The sequence below is a fragment of the Streptomyces sp. NPDC033131 genome, from assembly GCF_055578365.1.
Genome location: NZ_JBVIPA010000094.1, coordinates 1 through 9528 on the forward strand (window position 1 = coordinate 1; position 9528 = coordinate 9528).

At 70.7% G+C, this 9528-nt stretch carries 6 protein-coding genes and 1 pseudogene; 3 read left to right on the plus strand and 4 right to left on the minus strand.

Features of this window, described 5'->3' with window-relative positions; all coding sequences use genetic code 11:
* The first annotated feature begins 698 nt into the window (after positions 1–698).
* Positions 699–914, plus strand: coding sequence for a type II toxin-antitoxin system VapB family antitoxin (locus tag ACZ5XS_RS45355; RefSeq protein WP_031047790.1), 216 nt, complete (start codon positions 699–701; stop codon positions 912–914).
* A complete protein-coding gene (locus ACZ5XS_RS45360) occupies positions 911–1324 on the plus strand; it encodes a PIN domain-containing protein (protein ID WP_468661579.1) in 414 nt (137 codons plus the stop codon). Before ACZ5XS_RS45355 ends, ACZ5XS_RS45360 begins: the two co-directional genes overlap by 4 nt.
* Before the next feature lie 659 nt (positions 1325–1983).
* Here ACZ5XS_RS45360 and ACZ5XS_RS45365 read toward each other — a convergent pair.
* Positions 1984–4149 carry an outer membrane protein assembly factor BamB family protein gene (locus tag ACZ5XS_RS45365; protein ID WP_468661580.1) on the minus strand — a complete coding sequence of 722 codons (2166 nt, stop codon included), beginning with the start codon at positions 4147–4149 and terminating at the stop codon, positions 1984–1986.
* 447 nt (positions 4150–4596) lie between these two features.
* Between ACZ5XS_RS45365 and ACZ5XS_RS45370 the strand changes: the two genes are divergently transcribed.
* Positions 4597–4899, plus strand: a complete 303-nt coding sequence (locus ACZ5XS_RS45370) for a hypothetical protein (RefSeq protein ID WP_327729830.1) — start codon at positions 4597–4599, stop codon at positions 4897–4899.
* Here the strand turns inward: ACZ5XS_RS45370 and ACZ5XS_RS45375 are convergent.
* The 3 genes and pseudogenes from ACZ5XS_RS45375 to ACZ5XS_RS45385 all read right to left on the minus strand — a co-directional run.
* On the minus strand, positions 4850–7588 hold the full coding sequence (locus ACZ5XS_RS45375) for a DUF7779 domain-containing protein (protein WP_468661581.1): 2739 nt from the start codon (positions 7586–7588) through the stop codon (positions 4850–4852). The two genes, ACZ5XS_RS45370 and ACZ5XS_RS45375, sit on opposite strands and share 50 nt — an antisense overlap.
* Positions 7589–7963: 375 nt before the next feature.
* Complete coding sequence (locus tag ACZ5XS_RS45380; protein WP_468661582.1) at positions 7964–8932, minus strand: hypothetical protein; 969 nt, start codon at positions 8930–8932, stop codon at positions 7964–7966.
* 101 nt (positions 8933–9033) lie between these two features.
* Positions 9034–9267, minus strand: a pseudogene (locus ACZ5XS_RS45385) (amino acid transporter); the annotation flags it as partial.
* Between the last annotated feature and the right edge of the window lie 261 nt (positions 9268–9528).

The following is a 9528-nucleotide window of genomic DNA, read 5'->3' on the forward strand; positions in this document are numbered from 1 at the left end:
GCGGACGAACCACGCTCATCTCTCCCGCTACCAACCGGAGTTCATGCCCACCCATCCCGGACCAACGCAACATGTTCGGAAAGCGGATGGTGTCTCAGTCTTTTCCGATCCTTGTGTCCAACCTGCGTCCAGAACGCGTCCCGGATGGGCACGCTCACCCGGTTCACGGACGCTTTCCCCAGCTGAGGAGAGGGTCTCGAAACCATGCGCAGCGGATTCCCTTTCCAACGCGCGGAGGCTCTCCCCCGGGTGCTGAGGCTGAGCCTCTATGCAGTGGTCACAGGTCAAACGTCTACGCGCGGCCTGGCCGAGTTCCAGTGTGGCCAACCGTGTGGCTGGGGCGGTCGATTCGGGGAGCGGGGCAGTACGGCGACCAGGTCCGCCGCAAAAACGACAGCGGGGCACCGGAGGCTGAAGCCTGTGCCGTACGCGACCTGCAGATCGGCGGACGACACCGCGAGCAAGGCGGGGAGCCGGATCCACGACACTGATCCGGGACCCTTGAAGGCACACGTCCAGGAGTACGTCATGCCGGACAACAAGTTCCTTGTCGGCGTCGCCTGCGGCGCGGCCACGGTGCTCGGCCCGGGCGAGCTGGGCATGCACCCTGGCGCCGGCACCGCCGTGTGCGCGAGCTCATCAATATACAATCGATCATGTATATTGATATACGCCACAGTGTGCATGAGGAGGCCATCTTGAGCCGCACCGTGATCGACCTCGACGACGAGGCACTGGAAGAAGCCGCCAAGGAACTCGGCACCACCACCAAGCGCGACACCATCAACACCGCCCTGCGCGAGGTCACCGCCCGCTACCGGCGCCTGCGCGCACTCGAAGACGCCCGGCAACTGGTGACCGACGGAGCTCTGGACATCGACATTCTCCTGAACAAGAACCAGTACCGGCCGTGACCGTCGCCGACTACCTCATCGACACCTCCGCCCTCGCCCGCGTCCTGCTCCGCCAGACCACGACTGAGTGGGACGACAGGATCGGCGCCGGCCTCGTCGCGATCTGCGACATCACGGAACTCGAGGTCCTCTACTCCGCCCGCTCAGCCGCGGACCGCGCGCGACTGAAGGCTGCACTCCACGCCCACTACGCGTGGTGCCCCATGCCTGACGGCATCTACCGCCGCTCCCGCATCGTCCAGGAACAACTGACCACCAAAGGGGAACACCGCGGTGCGGGCCCCGTCGATCTCCTGGTGGCCGCCGCCGCGGAAGAAGCAGGCCTCACCCTGCTCCACTTCGACCGCGACTTCGAAACCATTGCTCGCACGACGGGGCAGCCGGTCCGCATGATCGACCTCAGGCAGTAGGGTCCGCGCGGCCGCACGGACGGGCGTCAAGCCTCTCACCGACCGCCCACCCGAGGCGGTATCGCGGCGATGCCCCACTGCCGGACGGCCCTCGTTCCGCGCCCTCGCGCCCGCCCCGCGGACTGAGCCGCCTCGCCGACACCCAGTCCGGGGCACGGCACGCGCGGGTGAACTGCCGTACCCACCCGCCGACCCCGGCAAAGCGGCGCACCCGAAGATCGCCGGACAGCAGGAGCAAGAAACCCCAGGTCCGCGGCCCGACCTTCACCGGCCGGTCCGCTCACCCACCGAACACCGAAAAGAGCAAAAGCCCCAGGTCACGGCGAGTGAGTCCTGGCTCTCACAGAGCCGCCTCCGGGATTCGAACCCGAGACCTAAGCATGACGAGGGCACGAGGGATCACGCCGCCTCGTGACGACTGATGCTGCGGGATGCCGTTGTGCCTGATCGGACCACCTGCGCCGTGCAGGGCGCCAGTACCTCGTGCCGCACCGTCCAAAGGCGTCCGGCCACCCCTTGGCCACCCCGGGCCACCTACGCTGCACCTCAACGCCTACGCACAGCAGTTGTCGGACTTCCACAGGTCACTCACGCGAGGTCCCGCACACGCAGACGCCGGTCGACGATGCCGTCGCGCGTCGGCCACACGGTCCCGGCCCCTACAGCGTCACCGCATACAAGACGCCGGCGGCGCCACCAGTTACGTACACCATCCCGTCGGCCACTGCAGGGTCCTTGTACAAGGATTTGGCGGTGTGGAAGCTCCACCGCTTCTCGCCGCTCGCGGCGTCCACCGCGTACAGGTTGCCGTCCTCGCTGCCGACGAACACCACACCGCCCGCCACGGCCGGCGACGAGGCCACGGCGCCGCCCGTGCGGAACTTCCACCGCTGCTCGCCGGAGGCGGCGTCCACCGCATAGAGGTTGCGGTCCCAGCCGCCGACATACACCACCCCGTCGACCACGGCCGGCGACGAGGACACAAAGTGCTGGGTGGGGAACTTCCACCGCCGTTTGCCGGTCGCGGCATCCACCGCGTACAGGTTGCCGTCCTGGCTCCCGACGAACACCACACCGCCCGCCACGGCCGGCGACGAGAGCACGGCGCCGCCCGTGCGGAACTTCCACCGCTGCTCGCCGGAGGCGGCGTCCACCGCGTACAGGTTGCCGTCCCTGCAACCGGCGAGCACCACACCGTCCGCCACGGCCGCCGACGAGTCCACGACGTTGCCCGTGCGGAACTTCCACCGCCGTTCGCCGGTCGCGGCGTCCACCGCGTACAGGCTTTTGTCGACGCTGCCGATATACACCACACCGCCCGCCACGGCCGGCGACGAGAGCACGGTGCCGCCCGTGGGAAACGTCCACCGCCGCACGCCGGTCGCGGCGTCCACCGCGTACAGGTTGCCGTCGTCGCTGCCGGCGAACACCACACGGCCCGCCACGGCCGGTGGCGAGCCCACTCTTTCGTTGGTGCGGAACTTCCACCGCTGCTCGCCGGTCGTGGCGTCCAGCGCGTACAGGTTGTGGTCGTTGCTGCCGACGTACACCACGCCGCCCGCCACCGCCGGCGCCGAGGACACGGAGCCCCCGGCGCGGAACAGCCACCGCTGCTCGCCGGGGGCGGCGGAACCGCTGCCGCGGATCTTCCAGCCGACGAAGCCGAGTCCTGCCGCGGTGGCGCCGCCGAGGCCGAGCAGGGTCCGTCTGCGGGTGATACCGGCCAGGCGTGCCCCAGCGTTCGCGGGCGGCCAGGACGGGAGCCGCGCCGCGGTCGGCGGGAGGTCGACGTCGCGCTGTTCCCCCGACCGGGCCGGTGCCGGGCGCTCCGGCGGGGCGGCACCGGGTTGCGCCGGCACCGGCGCTGTGGGCGAAGGCTCGGACGTCTCGGGCGATACGGGTGGCGGAGCCGGGGGCGGCGGCGCGGCGGCGGTGCGCGAGTGCAGTGTCGTGGCGACCGGCTCGGGGAGCCAGCCGGGCTCGGTGGCTGTCCGGGTGACCGCCGGCAGGCCGCCGGAGGTGTCGGCCAACCGGTGCAGCAGCGTGGTCACCGTGGGCCTCTGTCCGGGCTCCTTGGCCAGGCAGCGGCCCACCAGGGTCCGCAGGTCCGGCGGGAGTCGGTGCAGGTCGGGTTCCTCGTACACGACGCGGAAACTGAGGGCGTGCCCCGAGCCGGTCCCGAACGGCCCGGCCCCGGTCGCGGTGAAGGCCAGTACCGCGCCCAGGGAGAAGACGTCGCTCGCCGGTCCGACCGGCTTGCCGGTCAGCTGCTCGGGGGACATGAACCCCGGCGTGCCCACGACCGTGCCGGTGCGGGTGAGCGCGCTGGCCTCGCCCGCCACCGAGATCCCGAAATCGATGACTCGCGGTCCGTCCGCGGCGAGCAGGATGTTCGACGGTTTGAGGTCCCGGTGGACCACGTCGGCCGCGTGGATGGCCTCCAGGGCCTCGGCCAGCCCCGCCCCGAGGGCGAACACCGCCGCCTGCGGCCACGGTCCGTGCGCTGCCACGGCATCACCCAGCGGGACCCCCGGCACGTACACCGTCGCCAGCCATGCCGGTGATCCGTCCGGATCGGCGTCGACCACACCCGCGGTGAACGCCCCGTTCACCCGGCGGGCGGCGGCCACCTCCCGGGCGAACCGGCGCCGGAAGCCACCGTCCTCGGCCAGCTCCGGGCGTACGACCTTCACCGCCACGAACCGTCCGCCGGGCGAGCGCCCCAGGTACACCCGGCCCATCCCACCCGCGCCCAGCCGGGCCACGATCCGGTACCGCCCCACCTGCTCCGGATCCCCTGCCTCCAGTGCCTCGAACGGTTCCACCCGACAACCCCCTGCCACGTCCCCACGCCCCAACGGCCTCACGGGCTGCCGCTGTCGAGATCGCACATCATCCCCGATGTCCCTGACTCCGCACTACCGTTCGCCTGTCCAGCCCCTGTTGACTTGTCCACCGGCGGGACGATCACCAGGAGGGCCGTAGCCCACATGCACAACTGGCTCTCGCCGTATGACCTGGCACAGCCGACGGCCCGCCCGAACCTGCCCGCACCCAGCTTTCGGCAACACGCTTCAGCAGCCAGGCGCCGGCCGGGGGCACCCGGTCCTCCCGCACCGGGCCGGAGCGGGGGCCGCGATCCCGCTCCTGGCCTGGTCCGATGTAGGTGCCGGCGGGTTCGGCGAGGGACAGCGAACGGGCCCCGGCTCTAGGTTCGGCAGCCTCAAGGCACAGCAGCGGCAACATGCCGACCGCCGCCATCAGGAGGCATCATGCGCAGGACCATGTCCATAGTGGGCGTACTCATGATCGTGGTGGGCGTGGCGTTCGCCGTGCTGAGCCTGCTGACGTATGTGAACAAGGACGAGCGGCGGCTGGCCGAGCACTACCTCTATGACCTCCAGCTCTCGCCCGAGAGCGAGGCGCGGGCGAGGGAGCGCCTTCGGAGCGTCGAGGACCGCGAGCGTCTCAACATCACGGTGGCGATCGTCGGCACAGTCGCGGCCGTGGCGGGGGGCGCGATGGTCAGGACTGTCCGTCGGCGGCAGCCCACGGCGCCTTCTCCGTCGCGTTGAGGTCCTGCGAGACCGCGGCGGTTCGTTCCCGCAACCACCGCGTCAGCAGTTGGCCGGCCTCCCGGGTACGCGGATGGTTGGCGCCCTGGACCCGGATCATGTCGGCCAGCAGGGTGGTGAGCCGCTCCGCGGCGGTGGCGTGGTCACCGCGGCGGTGCAGGAGTTCGGCCTGCTGCTGCCGGGTCCGCAGGGTGCGCGGGTGGTCGGCGCCGAGGACCCGTTCCAAGGTCCGCCGGAGCCGCTCCAGGCGGCCCAGCGCGGCGGTGGTGTCTCCGGCGACGCCCTGCCAGAAGGCCAGGTTGACCTGGTAGGTCAGGGTGGTGGGGTGCTCGGCGCCCAGCGCGAGTTCGGCGTCGTCGGCCGCTGTGACGAACTGCTCGATCGCCAGATCGAGGTCGCCGGCCATTCCGTGCCAGTAGGCGAGGTTGTGCCGGGCGACGAGCGTCTCTGGGCGCAGCCGGCCGACGACGGAGGCCAAGCCGTCCACCGCCTGCTGATAGGTGGTCACAGCCAGCCGCACGTCACCCGTCTCCCCGATCCACCGGCTGAGGTCGGTGAGAACCTTCAACGTCGCCGGATGCCGGGGCCCGAGGTCCCGCTCCAGTTCCCGGGCGATCGAGGCGTACCCGTCGCGCGCGCCGCGGGCATCCCCGGAGAGTCCGCGGCACAGCGCGACGTATTCGTCGGCGGCGGTCACCAGCGGGTCACCGGCGCCGAGCGTCGCCCGCGCCTCAGCGGCCAGGGTGACGAAGTCGGCCAGCGCGGCGTCGATGAGGCCCGACTCCATCCGGAAGCGCGCCTCGTGCAGCCGGATGGACAGCGTGTCCGGGTCCGCGCAGCCGAGGCTGTCCTCCGCCTCGCGCCTGATCTCCGCCAGCGACCGCACGGCCTCCGTGGTGTCCCCGAGATCGCCCCCGGCCTGGGCCGCCTGCGAACGCAGCGTCAGAATGTCCCGGTGGCCATCACCCAGCTGCCACCGCGCCTGGTCGGCCAGGCTCCGGGCCATGTCCCGGGCCGCGGCAGGACGGCCCAGAGCGGTCAGATGCGGCCCGAACCGGCGGAGCAGGGGATGCAGGCCACCGCCGTGCCAGAGGTGACCCCCGGCATTCGCCAGCAGCACCTCGGCGCTGCGGTAAAGGGCGGTCTCCATCCCCGGTTCGCAGTCCGGCGCGGACCACACCTCCTCCAGCGCGTCGGCCGCGGCCGTGGCGAGCCGTTCACGGCGGTCGGCCGGTACACCGTCGCGGATCGCGCGCTGGACGAGGGCATGCACCTCGACGACCGCCGAGCCGGTAGGCCCATGGTGGGTGACCAGACTCAACCGGTGCAATGCCCGCAACGCCAGCAGGGCGCCCCGTTGCGGGACGGGGTCGCCGCCGAGCCAGGCGCGCCCCGCCGGACCGAGCAGTACCGCTTCGGGAATGCCGTCGGGCGCGAACATCGAGATCAGTTCGAGCATGGCACGGGCGGTCCCGGGTGGTGCCAGCGACTCCGCCCGCCCGAGGGCTAGTTGCAGGGTGCTCGTCACCGTGCCGCCGTGCTCGTCCGCGGGGGAGGAGGACGGGAGCAGACCGGCGACGCTCTCCCGCCGGTCTGCCAGAAGGCTCAAGTACGCGGGCAGGTTCATGCCGGTGTCGATGAGGAAGGCGGCCGCCTGGGAAAGGGCGAGTGGAAAATGGCCGAGGGCTGCCGCAAGGGTCGCCAGATCCTCGCGCCGGTGCGCCGGGGGCCCGTGGTGCCCGGCGGCCGGGCCCAGGTCGAGCAGCAGCCGGTCGGCCAGGTAAGCGATGGCCTCGTCGGCGGTGAACACGCCGACGGCAATCACCCGGACCCCCGGGCGCAGCAGCGTGGCGTCCCGCCGACGGGTGGTCAGGACGGTCCGGCCTGCGTCACCGGCCGGCCAGAGCCCGGCCACTTCGCCAGGGTCGTCGATGTCATCGAGGACCACGAGCCAGGAAGTGGCGGTTGATCTCAGCCAGGCCAGGAACAGGTCGGCCTGGGTCTCGTCGTCCCCGCCAGGGTCGGTGCCGGGCGCGGGGACTTCCCCCGCGATGCGCGCCCCGGACAGCGCCCGCCATGCGCGGGCGTAACTGCCCAGAACCGAGAGGCGGTCGCCCGCGGGCACCCAGAGCAGGACCTCGGCCCGCTGCTTGGCGCGGTGGAACGCCGCCGAGGCCAGCTGAGACTTGCCGACGCCGCCCGCGCCCGTGAGCAAGATCTGCCGGACGGATGCGTCTCGCATGCCCGCGTCGATGCTCTCGGCCAACCCGTCACGTCGCCGCAGTGCGGCGGCATCACTCGGCGGACGGCCGATCACGATCTGCGGCTGCGGCTGCGGCTGCGGCTGCCGGCCAGGGTCGGGGTCGGGGCTGCTCCGGTAATCCCGCGCGGCACGCCACAGCCGCTGCCAGTGCGCCACCGTGGGCTGATCGGCGGACGCGCCTCCAGCCGCCCTCTCGACGGCCTGTACCAACGCCATGACGGCTTCGAACCTGCGCGGTACCGACTGACCGCTGGCCCATTCGCCGAGCCTGCGGGCGTTGACGGCGACCCGGCGCCCTGACGGCAGCTCCACCGCGCTGGCCCGCCGGGCCAGGGTCTCGTCCGACACGTCTGGCAGCCGCCGACGCAGCCGGGTCAGCGCCGCCGCAAACCTGACTCTGGGATCACCGGCTTCACGATCGTCCACCCGTGCCTCCCCCACCCGCCACGCTGGTCACCCGAGTCTATGCGACGGCACCGCCCCGGTCCGGCCTGCAAACGGGGACCGGTTCGCCGCCACAGCAGCCTCAGTTGACCTGCTCGGACACCCCCCGCCGACTGCCTGGGACGTACTGTCCAGGACGGTCACCGGCGCCGCACGGCCCCTACTGTGGACCCGCTGCTGTGGGGCGTTGGAGCCGGGTACTGAGAAGAAGGGGCCTCCCCTTGGCCGTTGAACGCGCACATCCCGAAATGATCCGTGATGACGGACGGCCCATCAGTTGAACAGTTGACTTCGCTTTCACGCGCAACAGCCTCCGGCCCGTTGTGAGTGACAAAGGTAGGCCTGGTAGCCGCGCGGTCATCGTCGGCTGGTCGAGGGCCGGGCGCGTGAGATCGCGCCGTGCCAGTACGAAAAACGTTCCAAGGGGTCTCCTTCCGCATTCCATGGCCAAGGCGTCGCCATGCCTGCCGTGGCGCGCAGCACGACCACGGCCTCGTCCATCAGGGCGGCCTTGACCAACGCGTAGGCCAGCACGTTGAGATCCGCCAGTGCCGCCGCGTGGCCGAGGAATCCAGGGAGCGGCCAGTCACGCGCCGCTCGGCTCAGTGCCGCGGACGCATCAGGTCGTCTCCAGTAGTCCCCGGCGTTCAGCGCCGCCATGCCGCCGGCGGAAACGGCGCGTTGGTAGGCGTGGACGAACGCGGTGACTTCCAAACCGGCCGTGGGAGCCCCGGCCGGCATCACGGAACGGATGCCGTCGAGGAGGTCCAGCACCTGCCCGGTGGAGCCACACTCGTCCGGTGACAGATAGCCCAAGGCCTGAAGATGCGCTTCCCGATTCCATGGATCCCGGGCCTTGATCTCCCGCCAGACCGGCCCCACCTCGCCGTAAGGTTCCTGCTCACATCTCATCGCGGCCAGGAGCACGGTCCAGGGGGTGGGGTCGGCGGGTATCAGCTCGGCCGCGCGCAAGCAGGCCTCCCGGATGCTGCTCAGGTCCACGTGCGTTGCCTGTGCCCGCGCGTGCGTCACCTCCGACCAGGCGTGCAGCAGGAGTGCTCCCGGGTCCTGCGGGGCCTGACGCAGCCAGATCTGTGGCAGTGCCCGCCCGGCTGCCTCGGCGAGCACTCCGAGGCGGTGCGCCTTACGGTCCCAGTCCTGCCCTGCGTCCACGATCACCTTCTCCATCAGTGCGATGACCGTGGTGTCGAGTTCGCCGCGGGCCCAGCTGATGTCAAGGCGCCGCCGGACCTGGCCCAGGACCACGTCGTCGAGTTCGGGGGCCAGGCGAGGAGAGTTGCCTTTGCGCCGTCTGAAGGCGGACATGCCATCACTTTCTTCCTGTGGGGGGCTCCGGTTCTTCCTATGGTGGTCTCCGAATACGGACGCCGCAGTCTCCGGGGCTCCACTGAACGAAACGCCGGCATCTACCAGCGGCTGACGACTTCATCGTTGGCATTTCGGCCGATACCGCTCCGGACCAGTGAGACCGCCACAACCAGCACGGCAACCAGCACCGACAGCAGCACCTGGATCCGTCCACCGCCCTCACTGTCGTCGGTGAGCATGTAGCCGAGCACGAAGGTGATGACCGCGATGGCCGCCCACGTCAGGTACGGGAAGAGCCACATCCGGACCAGGAGTCCCTCCGGGTTCTCGCGCTATGTGGTGGTTCCCTTGGTCACTGGCACGGTGCGTGTGGAGGATCCAGCGGGGGAACGCGACGTAGAGATGCACGCAGACGTTTCCTACGCGCGGTCTGCCGGTGTCGCGCACAACCTCGTCAACGTGAACGGGTACGAATTCCGCTTTGTCGAAGTTGAGCTCAGACACCATCCGCTTTCCGAACATGTTGCGTTGGTCCGGGATGGGTGGGCATGAACTCCGGTTGGTAGCGGGAGAGATGAGCGTGGTTCGTCCGC